The organism is Kiloniella laminariae DSM 19542 (genome assembly GCF_000374005.1).
In the GTDB taxonomy this organism is placed as follows: Bacteria; Pseudomonadota; Alphaproteobacteria; order Kiloniellales; family Kiloniellaceae; genus Kiloniella; species Kiloniella laminariae.
Genome location: NZ_KB893157.1, coordinates 159,060 through 180,648, shown reverse-complemented (window position 1 = coordinate 180,648; position 21,589 = coordinate 159,060). Strand labels below are relative to the sequence as shown.

The window sequence follows — 21,589 nt, the reverse complement described above, 5'->3', positions numbered from 1 at the left end:
GATGTCTTCTCTATCGAGGCGACAAAACCGGCCAGCCCACCTTTCGCGCGTGCTCTTCCAGGCCGCGTCCTCCACTGACAACAAAGGGATGACCAACAGCCTCGAGCATGGGCAGATCTGAAATATCATCCCCGTAGGCATAACAGGCCGTAGCAGGCACTTGTGTTTTCGCCAGGAATCCGGCTACAGCCTCTGCCTTTCCTGCCCCGATTGTCTGGGGAGGCAGTATCTCACCGGTATAACGCCCCTCTGTGACTTCCATTGTTGTCGCCAGAATATGCTCCACCCCAAAACGCCGGGCACTGGGCGCCAGAGCGGCAGGGAAAGAGCCCGAAACGAAGACAGGAACGTCACCTTTGGCCTGGTGTTGCCCGAGTTTTTCTATAATGGCGGTATGAAAGAGGTCCTCAACAGTACGCTCCAGATGCAAGAACCACTGTTCCGCACAGTCCGCAACCTGCGAGACAGAACGGCCGGCAAAATAGGAATAATAACGACGGTTCAGAATTTCCCAGGGGGCATTTTCAGCACGCAGGCGCCCCATTTCGGTGCCAAAGGCTTCCTGTTCCTCCGGAGTTGACACAAGAGAATACCAGTAGTCCTGAAAACTGAACATGCTTTTGACGTTGATCAATGTGTCATCCACATCGAAAAAAGCATAGCTTGCTGCGCCTCTATCCGACATATCGTTCATGGTTCGCATCTTCCTGTTTCTGAGTGTACTGTTTCCGGGAACTGGGGTTGTTAAGCGGCGGTTAGGTATTCGACTTTTTGCTGCCGCTCTCTGGCAATTTCCGAAATAAAGCCGGAAAGGGATTGAGAAGCAAGCTTGCCTTCCATGCTGGTAATCCGGCTGTTTTCAAAAACCGTGAAGTCAGTGTGGAACGTGGCTGCAACCTGATTACACTGCTCAACAGTAATGTCCGCAGAAAAACTCATCCGGTTTGCCTTTGCGATATCTTTTGTACAAATCCGGTAAGTAATACGCGCTTCTATTGGAAAGGCGAAACGGTTGTAATTTGCCGACATCTGGTTGATCACAAAGTAATAGCCGGTTTCATTCTGCGGCAGATAAAAGGTCTCGGTTACGGCCAGAAAGGTCTGTCGGGCTGCTTCAAACAAAATCATCCCCTGCACATGCTGTCCGGTTTGATGATCACTCATCAGCTCGCAGTTCTCATCAATCAGCAAAGACAGTTCATAACAGTCATCCCCGGACTGAACAGGTTCCGAGATCAGCGTGTTTTGCGGCAGATGCTTGTGGGAATACTTTTGTGACGCACGTCTGCCCGAGCGATACCAGAGTGTCAGGTCAAACATCGCCCGGCATTCGGACAAAGACGCCTGTTTTTCCACTGCCTCGACATCCTTCTCCCCCAGCCCCTGCCCTGGAACGATAACAATCTGGCCCTGAACTGCGAGCAGCCGGCTGGGAAGGCACAGCATTCCCTTCAGTTGAGACAGAGTAATAACGTCCTTGCCGACAGCAAAATCTGCAAACTTGTCACCGACAACAACCACAATACGTTCACACACAACAAATCTCCATAATGGCATAGACAAATCTCTTCAGAATCAGGCCAGAATCAGAAGAGACACATCAGGATCTGATAGAAGTCACAGTATTTTCACTGGAATGACGAGGTGCTCAGAAACCGTTACTTTGAGCTGGCGGCTTTTTATCTCCGGACAAACCAAACAGTCAACAATTAATGTAAAATTTTATGTAATTTTTAATAAATTTGAAATAAATAACAATGTAAAATAGCGCCATTACAAGAAGAACAATTTAAAGTTGTTAAATAATTTAAAATTTTATATTTAATAATTTAAAATTTTACTTATCTAAGCCAAATAACTATACATTTAACTTGAAACCACCTGCATTTCGACTCCAGATAAAGCCATAACACAGCAATCCCCCCATTATTCGGCGATGTTCCATCCCCAAGACGAGAAAGCCGTTGACTCCCGACGAAGCCCCGCTATATTCCACCCTCACTGGCTGCCCGGATTCCGAGCGGCCATCTGTGCATGAATAAATATTCATGTTTGCAATGCCTAATTAACAGCTAAGTGACCGATAAACATGTTCGCAGTAATCAAAACTGGCGGCAAACAGTACAAAGTCCGCAAGGACGACGTTCTGGTCGTCGAAAAAATCAATGCCGAAGCAGGCGCTTCGATTGATTTCGATTCCGTTCTCATGATCGGTGACGATGAGAAGGCAACCATTGGCGCGCCACTTCTGGACGGTGCCGTGGTCAAGGCTGATGTGGTTGAACAGACACGTGGTGACAAAGTCATCATCTTCAAAAAGAAGCGTCGTAAGAACCATCGCCGTAAAAACGGTCATCGCCAGGATCTCACAGTCATCAAGATCACAGACATTCTCGGCGATGGCGCCAAGAAGCCTGCTAAGAAAAAAGCAGCTTCTGCCAAGAAAGATTCAGAGGAGTAAGACCTCATGGCACATAAGAAGGCAGGCGGTTCATCCCGCAACGGTCGCGACTCAGCAGGTCGCCGCCTCGGTGTAAAGAAATTTGGCGGCGAGCACGTCGTATCCGGAAACATTCTGGTACGTCAGCGCGGCACCAAGTTCCACCCCGGTGATAACGTTGGCATTGGTAAAGATCACACGATCTTTGCTACTGTAGAAGGCCAGGTGGTCTTCCGTCAGAAAGCTGGCGGTCGCACATACATTTCAGTACAGCCGGCGGCCTAACGGCCCCACCTTCCGGACTCTTGTCTGGGCTGTATAAGGTTTAGGGGGGAATGGAAAACCATTCCCCCCTTTTCTCATTCCGCCCCCTCTCTGACCAAGCAAGCGGATTGAGTACTATGCGAGTCCTTCAGGCCGACAAAAAAGCCTGAGGGAAAAACGAACAGTCGCGCAGTGATCTGCATCTCGTTGCAATCCTGCCGACACCCTTCCGGACCTGATTGTCCCCGGATAGACCAATAAGACAGGCATAACGATGAAGTTCCTTGACGAAGCCAAGATTTTTTTGAAAAGCGGTGATGGTGGCGGTGGTTGCACCAGTTTCCGCAGGGAAAAATATATCGAGTTCGGCGGCCCCAACGGCGGGGATGGTGGTCGAGGCGGGGACGTCATCGTGCGCGGTGCCCATGGCCTCAATACCCTGATCGACTTTCGTTATGCCCAGCACTTCAAAGCCAAGCGTGGCGACCACGGTCGCGGCAGCGATATGACCGGAGCGGCGTCAAAGCCCCTGATCATCAAGGTGCCTGTCGGAACAGTTGTTCTTGCTGAAGACAAGGAAACCGTTCTGGCCGACATCACTGAAGAAGGTCAGGAAGTCGTCCTCTGCAAGGGCGGCGACGGCGGGTACGGTAATGCCCGCTACAAAACCCCGACCAATCGCGCGCCCCGCCGGTCTGACCCCGGCTGGCCAGGCGAAGAAATGTGGGCCTGGTTACGCCTGAAGCTTATTGCCGATGCCGGGCTGGTTGGCCTGCCTAACGCCGGAAAATCTACATTTCTGTCCGTGGTATCCCGCGCCAAGCCCAAAATTGCCGACTACCCCTTCACAACGCTTCACCCCAATCTGGGTGTCGTTTACAGCCGGGGGGAAGAATTCGTGATCGCTGATGTTCCCGGCCTGATTGAAGGCGCCAGTGAAGGCCATGGTCTTGGCACACGGTTCCTCGGTCATGTTGAGCGTTGCGGTGTTCTCCTGCATCTGGTTGATGGTACTTCTGACGACTACCTTGAAGACTACAAGGTGATCCGGGGCGAGCTTGAGGCCTATGGTGAAGGTCTTGACGAAAAGGCCGTTGTTTTGGCCCTGAACAAGGCAGATGCCCTGACAGACGAACTTGCAGATGAACGGCGTCAGGCCCTTGCCGAGCTTTCTGGTCAGGAAGTCTTCCTGCTTTCCGGGGTCAGCAGGCAGGGGGTCGAACCAGTCCTCGCCAGCATGCTCGACTACATCCTTAAAGATCGGATACAAAACGGTGGAAGTCACGATGAAGATGGTGGCACCGAAGAAGAACCGGCACCTCAAGGCTATTCTCCGATCTAGAACACCCCCTTACCAGCGTCCAGATAATATATTTATACGGCAAAAAAGATGGTTACAGAGACAAAGGATATCGGCCTGTCTGCTGCCGAGCACCTGAGAAGCGCCAAACGTATTGTAGTAAAAATCGGCTCGGCCCTGCTTGTCGACGATGAAACCGGACGTCTGCGGGCTGAATGGCTTCATGCACTGACCGATGATGTCGCCGCTCTTATCGAGCGCGGTGCGGAAGTCGTCCTGGTTTCCTCAGGAGCCATCGCCGTCGGCAGAAACCATCTCGGCCTTCCGCAGGGAAAACTGAGACTAGAGGAAAAGCAAGCTTCCGCGGCGACAGGCCAGATCATCCTCGCCCACGCCTATCAGGAAGCCCTTGCCCGACACAAGATCACCGTATCCCAGATTTTGCTCACCCTTGGTGACACCGAAGAACGCCGCAGACATTTGAATGCCCGCAATACTCTGACCACCTTGCTGAAACTAGGCGCTGTACCCGTCATCAACGAGAACGACACAGTCGCCACCAGCGAGATCCGCTTTGGTGACAATGACAGACTCGCGGCAAGAGTGGGGGCGATGATTGATGCGGACCTTCTGGTGTTGCTGTCAGACATCGACGGCCTCTATACTGCGGACCCCAAACGCGATCCCTCGGCACAGTTCCTGCCTGTTATCAAGGAGATCACGCCAGAGATAGACGCCATGGCCGGAGAAGCCCTGCCCGGCTATAGCTCCGGCGGTATGATCACCAAGATCGCCGCGGCAAAAATTGCTGTTGGCGCAGGTTGTAATATGATCATCGCCAATGGACATCAACTCAATCCCCTTGCCAACGTTATGGAAGGCAAAAGAGCTTCGGTGTTTGAAGCCTCAATCGAACCCAAGACAGCTCGAAAGCGCTATATTGCCGGCAGCCTTCAGCCACTCGGAACTGTCATTGTTGACAATGGTGCACTCAAGGCACTTCAAAACGGAAAATCCCTTTTGCCAGCTGGTGTCACAGCCGTGGAAGGCAAGTTTCAACGCGGAGATTCCGTTGTGATCAAGTCGCTGGATGGCCGGGAAATTGCCCGTGGTCTCGCGGCCTATTCCAATGGTGATGCCCGCAAGATCATTGGACTTAAAAGCTCTGAAATCGAGCAACGCCTCGGGTATCTTGGGCGCGAGGAATTGATCCACCGGGATGATCTCGTTTTGATCTAGCAAAGCTGGTTAATCTAGCCAAACTGGGTTGAGCTAGACGCCGTGGCAAGATTAGGACAGATTTACAAGGCGGTAAGGTAATAAAGAACAGAGCCCGTTTTCAGAGCCAGGGTGATACAGGAAATCGAAGTGATGAGCGAATTGAAGACAGAGATGGATCAACTGGGACAAGCAGCCAAAAATGCTGCCGCAATCCTGGCACAGGCAACAGCCGAAACCAAAAACCAGGCCTTGTCTGCGGCCGCCATCGCCCTTCGTAGCCAAACAAAAACAATCCTTGAAGCCAATGCCAAAGACATGGCGGCAGCAGAGAAAAAAGGCCTGAGCTCCGCCCTGCTCGACAGACTTGCTCTGACACCAGAGCGGGTTGACGCCATGGCATTTGGCCTTGAAGCGATTGCCGCTTTCCCTGATCCTGTTGGCCAGTCTCTTGCCAGCTGGCAACAGCCAAACGGCCTGAAGTTCGAACGCATTTCCGTCCCTCTCGGAGTTATCGGTATCATCTACGAGAGCCGCCCGAACGTAACCGCCGATGCTGGCGCACTTAGTCTCAAGGCAGGCAATGCCGCAATCTTGCGTGGTGGTTCGGAAAGTTACCATTCTTCCAAGGCCATCCTTCAATGCTTGCAGTCGGGTCTCGAAACGGCTGGCTTGCCTGTCGCTGCGATCCAGTGCGTTCCGACTACCGATCGCGCAGCTGTCGGGCACCTGCTGACCATGAACGGTACCGTCGATCTGATTATCCCCCGGGGCGGACGGGGCTTGATCGAGCGCATACAAAATGAAAGCAGGGTGCCTGTCCTCGCCCACCTTGATGGACTGTGCCACACCTATCTGCACGCTTCGGCCAGTCCGGCCATGGCCCTTGAAATTGTCCTTAATGCCAAGATGCGGCGCACCGGGGTTTGTGGCGCAACAGAAACACTTTTGGTCGACCAGGGTTTTACTGACAGCGACCTCAAACCCATCCTTGAAGCCCTCATGACCAAGGGTTGTGAAATCAGGGGTGATGAAAGCATCTGCGCGCTGGATAATCGGGTAATCCCGGCCACGGCTGCAGATTGGGATACAGAATATCTCGATGCCATTTTGTCAGTCCGCAAGGTTCCCGATCTGGCAGCTGCCATCGCCCATATTGCGCGACACGGTTCCAGCCATACCGAGGCAATCATTGCCGAAGACCTTGAAGCTGTTACAGCTTTCCAGAAGCAGGTTGATGCCGGTATTGTCATTCACAATGCATCAACCCAGTATGCGGATGGCGGAGAGTTCGGGATGGGCGCAGAGATCGGCATCTCAACCGGAAAACTGCATGCCAGGGGGCCTGTCGGCGCCAGCCAGCTGACCAGCTACAAATATCTGGTTCGTGGCACAGGTCAGATCAGACCCTAAGTCCAGGTCATAATGCTCCGCTTTCCACCCAGCCTTCAATTCGACAAGCTGACCTGCCGCAAAAGCCTTGCCCGCGCTCTGGGGGGGCGCCTCCCGCACAAAGGTTGTACTGTTGGATTGTTGGGCGGATCTTTCAATCCTGCGCATGCCGCACATGATTTAATCACACGGCAGGCTTTGACCCGTTTGGGACTGGATGAAGTCTGGTGGATGGTTTCGCCACAAAACCCCTTGAAATCTTCGGCAGAAATGGCTCCGCTGGCGGCAAGGGTCGAAAGCGCTCTTGCACTGCAACAGCATCCGCGTATCAGGATCACCACCATCGAAAGCCAGCTTGGCTCTGTCTATACCGCAGACACCTTGCGAAAATTGACCCGAATTTTCCCGAACGTCCGTTTTGTCTGGCTGATGGGGGCAGATAATCTGTTGCAGATTTCACGCTGGCGCGACTGGAAGGATATTTTCCAATTGGTAAGCGTCGCCGTCTTTGCCCGGCCCGGCTATTCCCTGCCTGCAGCTTCGGCAAAAGCAGCACAATACTTTGCCCACAAACAGCTCCCGGAACGTAAATCCCGTCAGCTAAGCAAAACACCGGCGCCAGCCTGGACACTGATACATGGGCGGCAATCCCGTCTTTCCTCAACTCAAATACGACAAAAGGCCAAGGCTTCCGGAAAAACTTGTTGATCCCTTTGTTGCAGCCGCACGTATTAACATATAGATAGAGCTGTACACCCATGATGTGTTAGACTCTATGAGCAAGACCAGCCGCTCTGTATGGCGAAAAGTACAGAGCACATGACAACAGCCTGCAGTGAGAAGTCGTGACCTTGCCAGCAGGTTCCCTTTACGGAGGACCGACCATACCACGAGAAACTACTGCCACTAAGGCCATTACGCAGGATTCCACGGGCAATAACCGTGACCTGCTCGATCTGGTTCGAAACTCGCTAGAGAACGACAAAGCAGAAGATATCGTCGTCATCGAACTCGCCGGAAAATCCAGCATTGCAGACTATATGGTTATAGCCACCGGTAACTCCAACCGGCAGGTTTCCGCCATGTCTGATCACCTGTTGCGCGGTCTCAAGAGCACCGGCATGAAAAGTATCATTGCCGAAGGCAAGGATCGCGGGGACTGGGTTCTGGTTGATGCCGGTGATGTCGTTGTTCATCTGTTCCGTCCGGAAGTCCGCGCGTTTTATAACCTGGAAAAAATGTGGGGTCTGGAACTGCCTGAGTCAGTACAGCCTTACGCCACCCAAGACGCCTGATCCGTTGAAATAGCGGCGGATCAACGATGCGAATAACATTGATTGCTGTCGGAAAGGCAAAAGCCAGTCCGGCAAAGGACCTGTTTGAGCTTTATTGCAAACGTCTGAAAGGCAATCGCCTGAACTGGAGTCTTGAACTCCGCGAAGTCGAGGAAAAGAAAAATCTGCCGCCCGCGCAGATGACACAGCGTGAAGGCGAACTGCTCCTCGCCGCGCTTCCCCGCAATGGGCGGGTCATTATCCTTGACGAAAAAGGCAAGGATTTTTCCAGCCAGCAATTCTCTTGTCTGCTCAGGGATTATGCCGACAGCGGCGAACAGGATATCGCCTTTCTGATCGGCGGAGCTGACGGCCATTCCGATGAGGTAAAGGCAGCCGCGCACCAAACGCTTTGTCTGGGGCGCTTTACCTGGCCACATATGCTGGTTCGCGGCCTCTTCGCCGAGCAGATCTATCGTGCCTCCTGCATTCTCTCGGGGCATCCCTATCATCGGGAATGATTATTTCGAAGTTAAGGTGTTTTTTTACTTATTTCCTGAACACTATGCTATTTTCGGATAGTAAAATGGAAATTGGAAATGCCGGAAACAACCAAGCAGTCTATCGGGATTGCCTGCCTGTTTAGTCTGTTTTTCAGCTTGGCATCTCCTGCCTTGGCAGATGACACCATCAATATTCGAAATCCCCAGGGCAAAGCCGATATAGCCCACGACTATTTCGTCACGGTGATCAGGGCTGCCCTGAAAAGAACTGAAAAAGACTACGGTCCCGCCAAGCTCAATATTACAGCTGAAAATCTGACCCAGCAACGTTCCTTGAAATTTCTGGAACAGAAGAAGCAGATTGATCTCGATTGGGCCGGAACCGATATTGAGAGGGAACAAAAGCTCCGGGCGATCAGAATCCCTCTGAATATGGGTCTTCTTGGCTATCGCCTGCTGATCATTCGCAAAGACCGTATAGCCGAGTTTGATAAAATCACCAGACCTGAAGAACTGAAATCACTCATCGCCTGCCAGGGGCAGCATTGGCCTGACAGTGACATTCTGGAAGACAATGGCTTTAGCGTCGATCGAACCATCCGGTTTGAATTCATGTGGCGTATGACTGAAAACAGGCGATGCGATTATTTTCCAAGAGCGATCACAGAAGGTTATGGCGAGTTAAAAGCCTATGGTGCCGAGACCTTGATTGCCTATGACAAGATCATTCTTGCCTATCGTTTCCCTATGTATTTCTTCGTAAACAAACAGGACACCCCCCTTGCCCGGCGGCTCGAACAGGGACTGGAAGAGATGCTCAGTGACGGCAGTCTTTTCGCACTACTGGAAAACCACCCGGCAACGACATCTGCCTTTCCCCTCAGCCAGTATAAAAACAGCCTTATTTTTTCACTGGAAAATAACTTTCTGAGTGAAGCCAGCCGAAGCCTTCCTGATCATTACTGGTTGTCAATTCCCTGACAGCCATCCCATTAAAATATACTTTCCAGATTTATTCAGGCGTAACAGTTGAAAAAACTCACTTTATTCGAAACAAGGCCGTGAACTTGCCTCAAAAGAGCGTTACATTGGGCGAGCAAAATGCTCATAGAGACCCTCTAAGCTTTTTACACCTGCCCTGATACCCAGAAGAAAGAACGATCAGTCATATGTCACTGCCAACAGCTCTCCCCAAACCGGTCATCCTCTGTATTCTGGATGGATGGGGTTTCCGCAAGGAAGACGATCACAATGCCATCAACCTTGCGAAAACACCACTGGTTGACAAGTTGAGCCGGGAAGTTCCTCTGGGATATCTGGCAACCTGTGGCCGGGATGTCGGTTTGCCAGACGGGCAGATGGGAAATTCCGAGGTCGGACACATGAATATCGGTGCTGGTCGGGTCGTGATGCAGGACCTGCCCCTTATTGACAGCGCCATTGAAGACGGAAGTTTCGCCCGTATCCCCGCCCTGCTGGATACGATCAGCAAGCTGAAACGCACAGGCGGCACTGCCCATGTACTTGGGGTGATCTCAAACGGTGGTGTTCATGGACATCAGGCACAGACTTCTGCACTGGCAGGCATTCTTCAGACTGCCGGTATTCCCGTTGTTGTCCATGCCATTCTCGATGGCCGTGATACCGCCCCGCAAAGCGCTATTGAATTTGTTAAAACATTCAAGGCTTCGACCCCCGGCGTGGTGATCGGCACCGTTCTGGGTCGTTATTATGCCATGGACCGCGACAACCGCTGGGAACGTGTAGAAAAGGCTTACGATGCCATTACCCTGGGGCAAGGTGAGCAGGCATCATCACCAGAAGAAGCAATTTCCCGCAGTTATGAACAAAAGGTTTGGGATGAGTTTGTCCTGCCCTGTGCCATAGAAGGCTATCAGGGTATGAGCGACGGCGATGCGCTGATCATGACCAATTTCCGCGCGGACCGGGCTCGACAGATCCTCCATGCTTTCATCGATAAAGATTTTGCTGGCTTCCCACGTAAAAAACATCCCGCCTGCAGTGCTTATCTCGGCATGGTCGCCTACTCAGATGAACTCGCCCCGAAAATGGGGGTCATGTTCCCGCCAAAAGATCTGACAAAAACTCTGGGAGAGATCGTCTCCACCGCAGGATTGTCCCAGTTCCGTATCGCAGAAACAGAAAAATATCCACATGTCACCTACTTCTTTAACGGCGGGCAGGAACAGCCTTTGCCGGGCGAACATCGTGCCATGGTTCCCTCACCAAAGGTTGCCACCTATGACCTGCAACCGGAAATGTCAGCACGGGAAGTCTGTGACAAACTTTGCCAGGCGATAGCCAGCGGTACTTATCAGCTTTTGATCTGCAATTTTGCCAACTGTGATATGGTTGGCCATACGGGAAGCCTTGAGGCTGCCATCAAAGCCGCCGAAACCGTGGATCTCTGCCTGCAGGAAATTTACGAAACAACCCTCAAGGTTGACGGGCGGCTGCTGATCACAGCCGACCATGGCAACGCCGAAGAAATGCTCGACCCCGTCACAGGACAGCCACATACAGCCCATACACTGAATCCTGTACCCATTTTATTAGTAAATGGCCCTGATAATGTTACCAGGATCGAGAACGGACGGCTGGCCGATATTGCCCCGACCATTCTTGATCTCCTGCATCTGGATCAACCTGCAGAAATGAATGGCAGGTCATTGATCCATCGTGACGATACCGAGTAGAGAGACATCTTGAAGCGTTCTTTACCCCCAGAGCTGAAGAAAGGTTACTTCTCCTTATGGAGACGGTTCTCTCTTGTCTGTGCGGGTTTTGTCGTCCTCACCCTTCTGTCTTTCTCTTTGTCCGCGCGATCACAGGATGTAGGGCAAGAGCTGAAAAAACTTGAACAGAAAGCTGCCCAGGGAAAGAAAGAGGCCGAAAAACTCTCCCAGACAGCAAAAAAGCTGGACCAAGAGCTAACTGGTCTGCAAGGACAGCTCATTGCTGCTGCCAGCAAAATCCAGAACTACGAAAGTGATCTTACGGCGATTGAAGAAACTCTTTTTTCCATGGTCGAGGAAGAGACGCTAAAAAGCAAAAAGCTTCTCCAGGACAAGGAAAGACTGAGCAGCACACTCTCCGCCTTGCAAAGGATTGCTTTGTTGCCACCCGAAGCTCTTGCCGCAGCGCCGGGCTCACCCGTTGACACGGTCCGCAGTGCCATGTTGCTCCAGGTTGCTGTCCCGGAAATCGAAAAACGGGTCTTGAGCTTGCGGCAGGATCTGAACGAACTGACAGACCTCAGACAGCGAATCGAGGAAGAACGCTCAGCCTTGCTGGCATCCCGTCAGGATCTTAATCGGGAACGCGACGGCCTGAATATTCTGATCAAACGAAAACAAACAGTCCAAAGTCAAACACTGTCTTCGCAAAAATCGGTTGATGGACGAGTCAAAAAGCTGGCGCAGCAGGCGAAGGATATGAAAGATCTCGTCGCCAGGCTTGAAGAAGACAAAGCCCGCCTGGCCGCCTTGGCTCCCCTACCCAAAGCAAAACCGGCGCCACCTCCTGTGATCCAGGAATCTGCAGCTCCTGCTCAGGGCTCTGCCCAGATACAATCGGAAAAACCTGCTGCAGAACCAGAGAATACTACGCCCGCGCAACTTGCAGCTATCCCTGACCCCACACAAATCCGGGACTTTCCTTCTCGCCAGAAACGTGTACTTTTACCCCCGGCTCGCGGAAAGGTGATTAGCCTCTATGGCCAGAAAAAAGGGACAAATATAACATTCGACAAGGGTGTGGTGATCGCGACACGCCCCGCTGCACAGGTTATTGCGCCGTATGATGGCCGCATCGCCTATGCCGGAGATTTTCGGGGATACGGGAGAATCTTGATCATTGAACACTCCGGACGATATCATACACTCTTGGCCGGAGTAGAAAGGATTGATGTGGCTGTTGGACAATGGGTTCTTGCTGGTGAACCTGTCGCCCGTATGGGAGACGGAGCAAACGAGCAGGCAGAAATCTATTTTGAATTGCGCAGCAGCGGACAGCCAATTAATCCCTCGCCCTGGTTATTATCAGACTCAAACACTTCCAATCTCAACAAGGTGAACGGTTGATGCTCAGTTTCAGAAAAGTGCTTTTAACAACGGCTTTTGCCCTTGCACTCCCCAGCGTTTCCATGGCGGACGAAACCGTCGATCCACGCCGTGATACCTACAGGCAACTGGAATTGTTTGGTGACGTTTTTGACCGCATCAGAGCCAACTATGTCGAAGAAGTTTCTGATGAAGAGCTGATCGAGTCAGCCATTCAGGGAATGTTGTCCAGACTGGACCCTCATTCCAGCTATCTGACACCTGATTCATTTCAGGACATGCGGGTCCAGACTCGTGGAGAATTTGGCGGCCTTGGTATCGAGGTCACAATGGAAAACGGCTTTGTGAAAGTTGTCTCCCCCATTGACGATACCCCCGCCGATCGCGCCGGAATTCAGGCTGGTGACTTCATCACCCATCTCGATGGTGACCCTGTACTTGGATTGACCCTGCAGGAAGCTGTCGACAAAATGCGCGGCAAAGTCGGGAGTGATCTGAAGATCACCATCAGCCGGGAAGGTCAGGATCCCTTTGACGTAACCTTGCAACGCGACGTCATTAAAGTCCGCTCGGTTCGCCATCGGGTCGAAAACAACGTCGGTTATGTTCGGGTTTCCTCTTTCAACGAACAGACAACCCCCGGCCTTGAAAAGGCCGTCGAAGAAATCAAAAAAGAGCTCGGCGACAAGATGATCGGTCTTGTTCTCGATTTGCGCCTCAATCCCGGCGGTCTTCTTACTGAAGCGATTTCAGTTTCTGATGCTTTCCTCAACCAGGGTGAAATTGTCTCAACCCGGGGACGCGACAATTCAAACGCCCAGCGGTTCAATGCCCGCGATGGCGATCTGATCAACGGAAAGCCACTGGTTGTTTTGATCAACAGTGGTTCCGCCTCGGCTTCAGAAATTGTTGCCGGAGCCCTGCAGGATCATCGTCGTGCAATTATCATGGGGACCAAATCCTTTGGTAAAGGCTCCGTCCAGACCATTATGCCCCTGCTTGGAAACGGTGCGATGCGCCTGACCACCAGCCGGTACTACACTCCTTCCGGTCGCTCCATTCAGGCTGAAGGAATTGTCCCGGATATCATTGTTGAACAGTCCAAACTGGAAACACTCGAACCCCAGAGCCAGCGCCGGGAAGCTGACTTACGCGGCGCCCTTGAGAACAAGGGTGGCACCAACAGCACAGGTGAGGCTGATGGAAGTGAAACCGGTGAAGAAGAAAAAACACCACAGGACTATCAGCTGCTTCGCGCTCTTGATCTGATCAACGGCATTAATCTTTACAGCGTCAACGCCAACGCAAGTAACTAGCAGATCACCGGGCCTAATCATCAACGATTGAGATCGCTGTGAACTGGAACAAAATACTGTTAACGCTCAGCTGGGTGGCACTGGTCGCACTGATCAGTGCCACAGCTGGCTATGTGGTTTACGGTCCCCATGTTCCCCTGCCTTACGTTTACCAGCCAGAAACGGCCGCTCACGAGTCCCCCCAGGAATCCGGCAACGGGCATTCTGCTGAACCTGAAGGACAGGGGCAGGAATCACTTCTGAAGCCGGAAGAAATCGCGCAGAAAGAAAACGAACAGGAACATGCTGACCCGGTTCAGCCTCCGCCACCGGTAACGCCTGAAGGAGGCGAGAAAGAAAGCCCGGAACAGACAAGTAAGGAACAGACAAGTCAGGACACACCACCAGAAGGCAATATCGCCCCCGGCACAGATGAGACGGCGACTTCTTCTGATAAAGCCTCCCCGGACACCAAATCAGGGCAGAAACCCGAACCTGAAAAAGAGGCCGTAGCAGAAACTCCCGTACCCGGATCTGCTGTTACAGAGCCAGAAGAAACAACAGAAACAGCCGCGCTCGCGCCAGCTCAGCCAACGACATCTTCTCCTGCTGTGAAAAAATCCCCGGCCCTGAACCTGCCAAACTGGCAGCGTTACAGCCAGCAGCAACCGGCAGCAGACGGACGTCCCCGCATTGCAATTGTCCTCACGGGACTTGGCTTGTCCAGAGCAGCAACCGATGCAGCCATTCGACAGTTACCCGGAGCAATAACCCTCTCCTTTACCCCTTATGCCAAGGACCTCGACAGCTGGATTGCCCTGGCGCATTCTCACAGTCATGAGGTTCTGATCGATCTCCCCATGGAACCTCTGACCTACCCGTCGGATGATCCGGGCCCCCAGGCTTTGCTTACCGGGCGCGAACCGGAAGGGAACCTGCGGTATCTGGCCTGGATTGCCAATCGAGGGTCTGGATATGTTGGGATGAGCGCCTATATGGGAGAGAAATTTGTCACTTCCGAACGCCAGATGAAACCTGTGATGGAGTACTTCAAAGATCAGGGCTTACTTTTTCTGGACAATGGCCGGAATGAAGCCAGTCTTGCCCCGCGTATTGGACTGGAGTTGAGTTCCCCCGTCCTCGTTAACAACCGCGCTATAGACGAAGCCCAGCTCAGCCGGGTTGCAATTGATTCCCGCTTGGCTCAAGTAGAACAAATAGCCCTCAGAAACGGCTATGCCATAGCCACAGGCCGACCCTTCCCGGTCACGCTGGAACGCATGGCCAGCTGGATTCAGGGTCTCGACCAGCGCGGTTATCAACTGGTCCCCATCACTGCCATTATTCCCCAGCCGACAGACCCTGCTTTGGCAAAGACAGCTTCGCCTCAGGGATAGAAACCAGCATGTCCCAAAAACAGAAAGCGGAGATCATGGCAAAAATTCCAACCGATGCTGAGATTGAAGCACTTCCCTATCGCCCCTGCGTTGGCATCATGTTGCTGAATCAGGACGACAAGATTTTTGTCGCCCAGCGCATAGACAATCCAGGTGAAGCCTGGCAAATGCCCCAGGGCGGCATAGATGACGGCGAAGAGCCCCTTGTCGCCGCCTTGCGGGAGCTGGAAGAAGAAACCGGAACCGCCAAGGCAGAGCTTCTTGCAGAAAGCAGCAGCTGGCTTACCTACGACCTGCCGCGTGATCTCGTTCCAAAGATCTGGAAAGGTCGCTATCGGGGTCAAAAACAGAAATGGTATGCCTTTCGTTTTAAAGGCAAGGATTCAGATATCAATATTGAAACTGATATTCCTGAGTTCTCGGACTGGAAATGGGTCGAGATGTCAGCGCTACCCGACCTCATTGTCCCTTTCAAGCGCGATCTCTACCGCAAGATCGTCGCCGAATTTTCACATCTAATAACCTGACCCCCGGACTGCTCTTCTCAGCCAAGCCCCATCACTTCCGGTAGCGGAGCCAGTCTATAACCTGCCTGCTCCAGCCGTTCTTTAACACGCTGAGCAATAGCAACGGCTTCGGCTGTATCCCCATGCACACAGATACTGTGAATCGGTGTCTCGATCCCCTTGCCCGACGGCGTGATAATTTTGCCCGCCTCGACAAAAGAAAGAATCTGTTCGGCACTCTGTTCAGGATCGTGAATCACGGCATTGGGCAGGGAGCGCGAAGTCAGGTTACCCTCTTCGTCATAGGTTCGATCAGCAAAAATTTCGCCCGCTGTCGGCAATCCCAGCTCAAGTCCCGCCTTGCAGAGGCAGGATCCAGCCGTTGCCAGCATAATCAAGTCGGGATTCACACTCCGGATCGCCCGGGCAATGGCGCGCGACATCTCCATGTCCTCTGCCGCCATATTATTCAGTGCCCCATGAGGTTTGACATGGGTAACCCGACTTCCCTGACTGGTCGCAACCGCCATAAGCGCGCCGATCTGATAAACCATCATTGCTTCCAGCTCATCGAGTGGCAGTACCATCTTCCGACGGCCAAAACCCTGCAGATCCGGAAAAGCCGGATGCGCACCGATGCTGACCCCCTTCTCTTTCGCAAGTTGTGCTGTCTTGCTCATCACCAGGGGATCACCTGCATGATAACCACAGGCCACGTTCGCTGAACCGATTATCTCCAGCATGGCCGCATCGTTACCGATTCCGTATTGACCAAAACCTTCCCCCATATCGGCATTGAGATTAATCAGTTTCATGGGAATTCTCCTCCAGATGGCCGGGAAAATGCCCGGAGCTCTTTGCGTTCACAACCCCGGCAATCAAATTGCTCTGATAAAGGGCCTTAAGGTCCAGAAAACCTTCACCAAAGTGATCAACAACCGAATTTTCTATCTGTTGAACAAGCTGCTCTCGTTCAGTAAGCGCCGCCGTGGCCTCATCTGGTGTCACAATCCTGAAACGGATCGAACTTCCCGGTACCACCTGTCCCAGATGATGCAGATCGGCCGTAATAACTGTTGCGATCTTGGGATAGCCGCCAATTGTCTGGCAATCGACAAATAAAACAATCGGCTGTCCGCTGCCGGGGATCTGGATTGCGCCGGGGACCAGCCCGTCAGAAACAAGATCACTGCCTTTTTCTGGCAGCGGCGCAAGCGCTGCTCCCTCCAGGCGGATCCCCATCCTGTCGACATCACTGCTGACCCGGTACGACTCGACTTCAAATGCAGCGCATGTCTCATCAGAAAAATAGTCATCCTGCGGCCCCAGCAAGACACGCAAGGGCGCTTCTCCATACGTCGGAGGATGTTTGACAATCTTCTCGATCATCTCTCTTGGATGATCAAGTCGGGCTGAGAGGCAGTCACCCTGCTGCAGGTTTTTCCCGTTCACCCCGCCCAGACCGGCTCTGGCATAGGTAGAGCAGCTGCCCAGAACGTGCTCAAGATCAAAGCCCCCTTCGAGAGCCAGATAGCCTGTTGCCCCCTTGGTGAGAGGCATCACCGACAAAATATCACCCTCATTGAGCCGAACTGTCTGCCAGGGAGAAATTTTCACGGGCTCTTCATTTTCACTGAGAAGCAGATCGGCGGTCGCGTCCCCCGCCAGCGCCAACCGGACAGAGCCGCTCTCGATCAGGATTTTTGGCCCAAGAAAGCGAAACTCGATCGCCGTTTCAAAGGCATCATTCCCGAGCAGATAGTTGCCAATACGCAAGCCGACAGGATCAGCAGCACCGCTACGCGGGACACCATAAGCCCCAAAGCCCAATCGGCCCCGATCCTGAAGGGAAGAAAATACTCCGGGGGAAAGAATTTTAAGGACAGCTCCCATCTATCCCTCCTTTCTCTCAACAGCAAAGGAGTGGGGATCAAGCCGACCCCTGGACAAATCCTGTTGCAGCAGGGCCAGATCCTTGGAACTGATCGGCTCGAACGTCACCTTCGCTCCGGTATCAAGAAGGCTGGGGCGATCCCAGAGTGGGTTAAACAGCGGGACAGGACAACGGGCCAGAAGATGCCACCCCCCTGGACTTTCCCAGGGATAGATCGCTGTCTGTGCGTTGGCGATGCCGACGGAGCCCGCAGGCACCCGCACGCGCGGGCTGGCTCTCCTCGGAAATCTCAGCCGTTCATCCAGTTCTGCCAGAAAAGGAAAACCGGGCAGAAAGCCGATCTGTAAGAGTTCGTATTCCCGAGCGCTATGAAGCGCGACCACCTCCTGAGTACTCATCGCCGATCTTTCGGCAACCTCTTCCAGATCGGGACCATATTCTCCCTCATAACAGGCCGGGAGTCGCCAAAGCTGGGAAGCTCTCTTGGCCAGAGACAGTTTCTGTTTTGCCAATGTGGCGACAGCCGTTTGCAGAAATTTATAATCGGCGACAAAAGGATCAAGGCAAATGGTGAGCGAGCGGGAAGCCGAGATGATGTCCACAATCCCTGAAAGTTGCCCGGCTTTAATCTTTTCCTGCACCCGACTGCGCAAGGCAGCAACCTGCCGTGCCCCTGACACCCCTTCCAGGTTCGGGAACTCGATGGTGAAGGCGGCATCGCCAACGGTCAGTATCCGGATATCCAACTCTTGCCCTCTCAATTTTTGCTTATGAATTATTGCGTCAGGCAGATTACAATAATAAATCGTTATTGTTTTATTGATTATTTGTCAACAAAATGTCACAGTAAATTAATGCGTACTTGTTGGCGCACATTTTGCGGTTGGTCATCACGCAGTTTTTGCTCGTTCTACTCATAAAAAATCCTATGCGGTTTGCGAGCCAATAATATGTTTCGGGCAAAGCCCTACTCCAGAAAAACCTTTGGGAGGTTTATCAGATGAAAGTACTACGTAACTTCACCGCAGGTGTCGCTGCCCTTGCTATGGGCGCAACCATGTCTGCCACTATGTCCGCCCAGGCCGATACCTGGGACATGCCGACACCTTATCCAGACAAGACGTTCCATACCGAGAACATCATTGAGTTCGCCAAAGACGTCGAAGCCGCGACCAATGGGGGTCTGACCATCAAGGTTCATTCCGCCGGGTCCCTGTTCAAACACCCCGAGATCAAAAATGCCGTGCGCAGCGGTCAGGTCCCGATCGGTGAATTCTTCCTTTCCTTGCTGTCCAACGAGCACGAAGCCTTTGGCGCAGATTCCCTGCCTTTCCTCGCCACCAACTATGACGATGCAGAAAGACTCTGGGCCGCCCAGAAACCTGTGATCACCAAACTGCTCGACAAACAGGGCCTGATTCCCCTTTATTCTGTTCCCTGGCCGCCACAGGGTCTCTACACCAACAAAGAGATCAACTCCGTTGCCGATCTCAAGGGTCTCAAGTTCCGGGCCTATAACGCCACGCTGGAAAAATTCGCCCAGCTGACAGGTGCTGCACCAACCCAGGTCGAGGTGCCGGATATTCCACAAGCTTACACCACAGGCCGGGTCGAGGCCATGATCACCTCCCCTTCAACCGGAGCCAACAGCAAGGCCTGGGATTTTGTTTCCCACTATACCCATATTCAGGCCTGGGTTCCGAAGAACATTGTTGTGATCAACAAAAGCGCCTGGCGCAAGCTTGACGAAGCCACACAGACAGCTGTTTTGGCTGCGGCAGAAAAAGCCGAAAAGCGTGGCTGGGACATGAGCAAGGCCGAAACCGACGCCCAGATCAAAGTTATGCAGGACAACGGGGTGACCATCGTCAATCCGCCATCCGAGCAATTGGTTGAAGACCTGAAGGTCGTCGGGGCAGAAATGCTCAAGGACTGGAAGACTGCAGCCGGCAGTGAAGGCGAAGAAATCCTCTCTGCCTACGGCAACTGATCCTTTCTCATCGGGGTGATCCGGAATACTGAATCACCCCGGTTTTACAAATGCCTGATCAGTTCAGGTATAATGGTTTCCTGCGCGTCCAAGAGGCCCGCAGAATCGTCAACAGAGGGCGTGTGACCATGCGAAAAATCCTCAATAAGCTCTATCAGACGAGCGGTTGGGCAGCAGCCTTTTTCCTCCTTGCCATCTGCATTACAGTTATGGCCCAGGTTCTGCTTAATCTGATCGACCGCCTCAGCACAGCCATCACCGGCGAGGCGATTGGCTTGACCATCCCCTCCTATGGCGATTTTACCGGCTTTTTTCTGGCGGCTTCTTCTTTTCTCGCACTGGCCTATACCCTGCGCGATGGCAGCCATATCAGGGTTTCGCTCCTGCTCCAGAACCTGCCGCAGGGTTTGCGACGGGGGGTGGAGATCTGGTGCCTTGTCATCGCTGCGGCCATGGCCCTCTTCTGTACCTATTACACCGCACTGCTCGTCCACGAAGCCTTTACCTATAACGATCTCTCTACCGGTATGATCGCAGTGCCGATCTGGATTCCCATGACCCCCATGTTGCTGGGACTGGGCATTTTGGCCATAGCGCTGCTTGATGAACTGGTTACTGTCCTGCTCGGCGGTGAAGCCAGCTATGAAGGCAAGGGAGAGAACCTCCTGCAACAAGACCACGCCGATCTCCACGCGGAATAGGGAAGCACCGTCAAATGTCCGAGATTTATCTTACCGTTTTGTTGTTGCTGACCCTCTTTGTTTTGCTGGGGTCAGGTGTCTGGGTTGCTTTTTCACTGTTTGGTGTCGGCATCTTCGGCATGGCGCTCTTCACGGATGCCCCTGTTGGCAGCGTCCTTGCCACCACCGTCTGGGGTTCCAGCAATTCCTGGGCCCTCGCCGCCCTGCCTCTCTTTATCTGGATGGGCGAAATCCTGTTCCGTTCCCGCCTATCCCAGGACATGTTTAGCGGGCTTTCCCCCTGGGTTGGCAAAATTCCCGGCAAGCTGCTGCATGTGAACATTATTGGCTGCGGCATCTTTGCTGCCGTCTCCGGCTCTTCTGCGGCAACAGCTGCGACCATCGGCAAGATGTCCATTCCTGAACTGTCAAAACGCGGCTATCCCGAAAGCCTGATGATCGGCACGCTGGCAGGCTCTGCCACTCTGGGTCTCTTGATTCCCCCGTCAATCATCCTGATCGTTTACGGCGTTGCCACAGAACAGTCGATTGCCCGGCTTTTCATCGCCGGTGTCATTCCCGGTCTGTTACTCGTCGCTCTCTTTATCGGTTTTGTCGTTGTCTGGTCTTTGTTCAACAAAGACAAACTCCCTGACGTGATTGAACAGCTGTCCTTTCGCGAGAAAATCCGGCGCACCCGCAGCCTCTTGCCCGTTATATTTCTGATCTCCGGTGTAATCGGTTCAATCTATCTTGGCATTGCCTCGCCAACGGATGCCGCAGCTGTGGGCGTCGTCTTGGCTCTGCTGCTCTCCTGGTGTACCGGGGGCTTGAACCGCGAGAGCTTTATGGGCGGGCTGATGGGGGCAACCAAGACCTCCTGCATGATTGCCTTCATTCTGGCTGGCGCTGCTTTTCTGACTGTCGCCATGGGCTTCACCGGTATACCAAAACTCCTGGCCCTCTGGATCGGTAGTCTTGAGCTCAGTCCCTATGCCCTGCTGGCCGCACTCACCGTATTCTTTGTCGTTCTGGGCTGCTTTCTAGATGGCATCAGTGTCGTCGTTCTGACCACTTCGGTGATCATGCCCATGGTTGAACAGGCAGGAATTGATCCTCTCTGGTTCGGGATCTACATCGTGATTGTTGTCGAGATGTCGCAAATCACGCCTCCGGTTGGCTTTAACCTGTTTGTTCTGCAATCCCTTACCGGGCGGAACATCCTCACCGTTGCCAAGGCGGCTCTACCATTTTTTGCCCTGCTGTTACTCGCCCTGGGTATAATTATTGCTGTACCTGAGCTGGTAACCTATCTTCCAAACAATATGTAAAGGTTCACGCCGAACGTTCCATA

22 protein-coding genes are annotated in these 21,589 nt (G+C 52.9%); 17 read left to right on the top strand and 5 right to left on the bottom strand.

Annotation, left to right across the window (positions count from 1 at the left end):
* Window positions 1–10 precede the first annotated feature (10 nt).
* Both B152_RS23805 and B152_RS23800 read right to left on the bottom strand, forming a co-directional pair.
* The gene (locus B152_RS23805) at window positions 11–694 is read right to left on the bottom strand and encodes an HAD family hydrolase (RefSeq protein WP_020593052.1); all 684 of its coding nucleotides are present in this window, start codon (window positions 692–694) and stop codon (window positions 11–13) included.
* 50 nt (window positions 695–744) lie between these two features.
* A complete protein-coding gene (locus tag B152_RS23800) occupies window positions 745–1,536 on the bottom strand; it encodes an AfsA-related hotdog domain-containing protein (protein WP_020593051.1) in 792 nt (263 codons plus the stop codon).
* A gap of 553 nt (window positions 1,537–2,089) precedes the next feature.
* On the opposite strand from B152_RS23800, the gene rplU reads away from it, so the two are divergent.
* From rplU to B152_RS0113895, 14 genes are all read left to right on the top strand, one after another.
* Window positions 2,090–2,461 (top strand): 50S ribosomal protein L21, encoded by a 372-nt coding sequence (rplU, locus tag B152_RS0113960; protein WP_020593050.1) that lies wholly within the window; start codon window positions 2,090–2,092, stop codon window positions 2,459–2,461.
* 6 nt (window positions 2,462–2,467) lie between these two features.
* Window positions 2,468–2,725, top strand: coding sequence for a 50S ribosomal protein L27 (gene rpmA / locus B152_RS0113955; protein ID WP_020593049.1), 258 nt, complete (start codon window positions 2,468–2,470; stop codon window positions 2,723–2,725).
* A gap of 253 nt (window positions 2,726–2,978) precedes the next feature.
* Window positions 2,979–4,046, top strand: coding sequence for a GTPase ObgE (gene obgE, locus B152_RS0113950; protein WP_020593048.1), 1,068 nt, complete (start codon window positions 2,979–2,981; stop codon window positions 4,044–4,046).
* A 48-nt stretch (window positions 4,047–4,094) separates the two neighbouring features.
* Complete coding sequence (proB, locus tag B152_RS0113945; protein WP_020593047.1) at window positions 4,095–5,243, top strand: glutamate 5-kinase; 1,149 nt, start codon at window positions 4,095–4,097, stop codon at window positions 5,241–5,243.
* Window positions 5,244–5,375: 132 nt separating this feature from the next.
* Entirely contained in the window at window positions 5,376–6,635 is a 1,260-nt protein-coding gene (locus tag B152_RS0113940; RefSeq protein WP_020593046.1) for a glutamate-5-semialdehyde dehydrogenase, read from the top strand.
* A gap of 12 nt (window positions 6,636–6,647) precedes the next feature.
* Window positions 6,648–7,322 carry a nicotinate-nucleotide adenylyltransferase gene (locus B152_RS0113935; RefSeq protein WP_020593045.1) on the top strand — a complete coding sequence of 225 codons (675 nt, stop codon included), beginning with the start codon at window positions 6,648–6,650 and terminating at the stop codon, window positions 7,320–7,322.
* 143 nt (window positions 7,323–7,465) lie between these two features.
* Entirely contained in the window at window positions 7,466–7,909 is a 444-nt protein-coding gene (gene rsfS, locus B152_RS0113930) for a ribosome silencing factor (RefSeq protein ID WP_020593044.1), read from the top strand.
* Window positions 7,910–7,935: 26 nt separating this feature from the next.
* Complete coding sequence (gene rlmH / locus B152_RS0113925; protein WP_020593043.1) at window positions 7,936–8,409, top strand: 23S rRNA (pseudouridine(1915)-N(3))-methyltransferase RlmH; 474 nt, start codon at window positions 7,936–7,938, stop codon at window positions 8,407–8,409.
* Window positions 8,410–8,487: 78 nt separating this feature from the next.
* The gene (locus tag B152_RS23795) at window positions 8,488–9,372 is read left to right on the top strand and encodes a substrate-binding periplasmic protein (RefSeq protein WP_020593042.1); all 885 of its coding nucleotides are present in this window, start codon (window positions 8,488–8,490) and stop codon (window positions 9,370–9,372) included.
* A gap of 188 nt (window positions 9,373–9,560) precedes the next feature.
* A complete protein-coding gene (gene gpmI, locus B152_RS0113915) occupies window positions 9,561–11,108 on the top strand; it encodes a 2,3-bisphosphoglycerate-independent phosphoglycerate mutase (RefSeq protein WP_020593041.1) in 1,548 nt (515 codons plus the stop codon).
* A 9-nt stretch (window positions 11,109–11,117) separates the two neighbouring features.
* Entirely contained in the window at window positions 11,118–12,494 is a 1,377-nt protein-coding gene (locus tag B152_RS0113910) for a murein hydrolase activator EnvC family protein (protein WP_020593040.1), read from the top strand.
* A complete protein-coding gene (locus B152_RS0113905) occupies window positions 12,494–13,789 on the top strand; it encodes a S41 family peptidase (RefSeq protein ID WP_020593039.1) in 1,296 nt (431 codons plus the stop codon). The genes B152_RS0113910 and B152_RS0113905 overlap by 1 nt, the downstream gene beginning before the upstream one ends.
* Before the next feature lie 38 nt (window positions 13,790–13,827).
* Window positions 13,828–15,165 (top strand): divergent polysaccharide deacetylase family protein, encoded by a 1,338-nt coding sequence (locus B152_RS25445; RefSeq protein WP_157231089.1) that lies wholly within the window; start codon window positions 13,828–13,830, stop codon window positions 15,163–15,165.
* A gap of 8 nt (window positions 15,166–15,173) precedes the next feature.
* Window positions 15,174–15,692, top strand: coding sequence for an RNA pyrophosphohydrolase (locus tag B152_RS0113895; RefSeq protein WP_020593037.1), 519 nt, complete (start codon window positions 15,174–15,176; stop codon window positions 15,690–15,692).
* 17 nt (window positions 15,693–15,709) lie between these two features.
* Here the strand turns inward: B152_RS0113895 and B152_RS0113890 are convergent, their stop codons facing one another.
* The 3 genes from B152_RS0113890 to pxpB are packed head-to-tail and all read right to left on the bottom strand — an operon-like array spanning window position 15,710 to window position 18,311.
* Window positions 15,710–16,486, bottom strand: coding sequence for a LamB/YcsF family protein (locus B152_RS0113890; RefSeq protein ID WP_020593036.1), 777 nt, complete (start codon window positions 16,484–16,486; stop codon window positions 15,710–15,712).
* Window positions 16,473–17,564: a 5-oxoprolinase subunit C family protein gene (locus B152_RS23785; RefSeq protein WP_020593035.1), complete on the bottom strand. Its 1,092-nt coding sequence runs from the start codon at window positions 17,562–17,564 to the stop codon at window positions 16,473–16,475. Before B152_RS23785 ends, B152_RS0113890 begins: the two co-directional genes overlap by 14 nt.
* The gene (gene pxpB, locus B152_RS23780; protein WP_020593034.1) at window positions 17,565–18,311 is read right to left on the bottom strand and encodes a 5-oxoprolinase subunit PxpB; all 747 of its coding nucleotides are present in this window, start codon (window positions 18,309–18,311) and stop codon (window positions 17,565–17,567) included. It abuts the gene before it with no gap.
* A gap of 254 nt (window positions 18,312–18,565) precedes the next feature.
* On the opposite strand from pxpB, the gene B152_RS0113875 reads away from it, so the two are divergent.
* Genes B152_RS0113875 through B152_RS0113865 form a run of 3 tightly spaced genes read left to right on the top strand, consistent with a single transcriptional unit; the run spans window position 18,566 to window position 21,566 of the window.
* Window positions 18,566–19,555, top strand: a complete 990-nt coding sequence (locus tag B152_RS0113875; RefSeq protein WP_020593033.1) for a TRAP transporter substrate-binding protein — start codon at window positions 18,566–18,568, stop codon at window positions 19,553–19,555.
* A gap of 50 nt (window positions 19,556–19,605) precedes the next feature.
* Window positions 19,606–20,256 (top strand): TRAP transporter small permease, encoded by a 651-nt coding sequence (locus B152_RS0113870; protein ID WP_020593032.1) that lies wholly within the window; start codon window positions 19,606–19,608, stop codon window positions 20,254–20,256.
* Between the two features lie 14 nt (window positions 20,257–20,270).
* Window positions 20,271–21,566 carry a TRAP transporter large permease gene (locus B152_RS0113865; protein ID WP_020593031.1) on the top strand — a complete coding sequence of 432 codons (1,296 nt, stop codon included), beginning with the start codon at window positions 20,271–20,273 and terminating at the stop codon, window positions 21,564–21,566.
* The last annotated feature ends 23 nt before the right edge of the window (window positions 21,567–21,589 follow it).

Coding starts and splice junctions, on each gene's coding strand:
- B152_RS23795 (WP_020593042.1), top strand. CDS start 8,488: ATGCCGGAAACAACCAAGCAGTCTATCGGGATTGCCTGCCTGTTTAGT.
- proB (WP_020593047.1), top strand. CDS start 4,095: ATGGTTACAGAGACAAAGGATATCGGCCTGTCTGCTGCCGAGCACCTG.
- B152_RS0113890 (WP_020593036.1), bottom strand. CDS start 16,486: ATGAAACTGATTAATCTCAATGCCGATATGGGGGAAGGTTTTGGTCAA.
- B152_RS23785 (WP_020593035.1), bottom strand. CDS start 17,564: ATGGGAGCTGTCCTTAAAATTCTTTCCCCCGGAGTATTTTCTTCCCTT.
- B152_RS0113870 (WP_020593032.1), top strand. CDS start 19,606: ATGCCTGATCAGTTCAGGTATAATGGTTTCCTGCGCGTCCAAGAGGCC.
- B152_RS0113935 (WP_020593045.1), top strand. CDS start 6,648: ATGCTCCGCTTTCCACCCAGCCTTCAATTCGACAAGCTGACCTGCCGC.
- B152_RS0113895 (WP_020593037.1), top strand. CDS start 15,174: ATGTCCCAAAAACAGAAAGCGGAGATCATGGCAAAAATTCCAACCGAT.
- rplU (WP_020593050.1), top strand. CDS start 2,090: ATGTTCGCAGTAATCAAAACTGGCGGCAAACAGTACAAAGTCCGCAAG.
- gpmI (WP_020593041.1), top strand. CDS start 9,561: ATGTCACTGCCAACAGCTCTCCCCAAACCGGTCATCCTCTGTATTCTG.
- B152_RS0113905 (WP_020593039.1), top strand. CDS start 12,494: ATGCTCAGTTTCAGAAAAGTGCTTTTAACAACGGCTTTTGCCCTTGCA.
- B152_RS23805 (WP_020593052.1), bottom strand. CDS start 694: ATGAACGATATGTCGGATAGAGGCGCAGCAAGCTATGCTTTTTTCGAT.
- B152_RS0113875 (WP_020593033.1), top strand. CDS start 18,566: ATGAAAGTACTACGTAACTTCACCGCAGGTGTCGCTGCCCTTGCTATG.
- rpmA (WP_020593049.1), top strand. CDS start 2,468: ATGGCACATAAGAAGGCAGGCGGTTCATCCCGCAACGGTCGCGACTCA.
- B152_RS0113865 (WP_020593031.1), top strand. CDS start 20,271: ATGTCCGAGATTTATCTTACCGTTTTGTTGTTGCTGACCCTCTTTGTT.
- obgE (WP_020593048.1), top strand. CDS start 2,979: ATGAAGTTCCTTGACGAAGCCAAGATTTTTTTGAAAAGCGGTGATGGT.
- B152_RS0113940 (WP_020593046.1), top strand. CDS start 5,376: ATGAGCGAATTGAAGACAGAGATGGATCAACTGGGACAAGCAGCCAAA.
- rlmH (WP_020593043.1), top strand. CDS start 7,936: ATGCGAATAACATTGATTGCTGTCGGAAAGGCAAAAGCCAGTCCGGCA.